Genomic DNA, 344 nt, shown 5'->3' on the forward strand with positions numbered 1-344 from the left:
GAGCTATGGCCCCGTATTTCTACAGGCGTTTCCCACACAAAATTGGTGGGTCTGGGCAGATTCGAACTGCCGACCTCACCCTTATCAGGGGTGCGCTCTAACCAACTGAGCTACAGACCCAATTTCGAGCTGCTAAGGCCGACCTCACCCTGCTCTTAACCACAGAGCATGGGGTGCGCTCTAACCAACTAAGCTACAACCCAAAAGGCTGCTTCTATATCGTCTTCTTCAATGAATCAAGCAATTCGTGTGGGAGCTCATGGAGCAGCTGAGTCGTCGATTAAGGAGGTGATCCAGCCGCAGGTTCCCCTACGGCTACCTTGTTACGACTTCACCCCAGTCAT

Annotated in this window: 1 tRNA gene and 1 rRNA gene; both read right to left on the reverse strand. The window is 52.6% G+C overall.

Annotated features, from left to right (window positions below):
• Positions 1 to 43: 43 nt before the first annotated feature.
• A tRNA-Ile gene (locus KW849_RS31050) sits at positions 44 to 120 on the reverse strand.
• Positions 121 to 281: 161 nt separating this feature from the next.
• Positions 282 to 344, reverse strand: a 16S ribosomal RNA gene (locus KW849_RS31055); the annotation flags it as partial.

It is taken from the genome of Pseudomonas sp. PDM26 (assembly GCF_019219185.1).
Taxonomy (GTDB): Bacteria; Pseudomonadota; Gammaproteobacteria; order Pseudomonadales; family Pseudomonadaceae; genus Aquipseudomonas.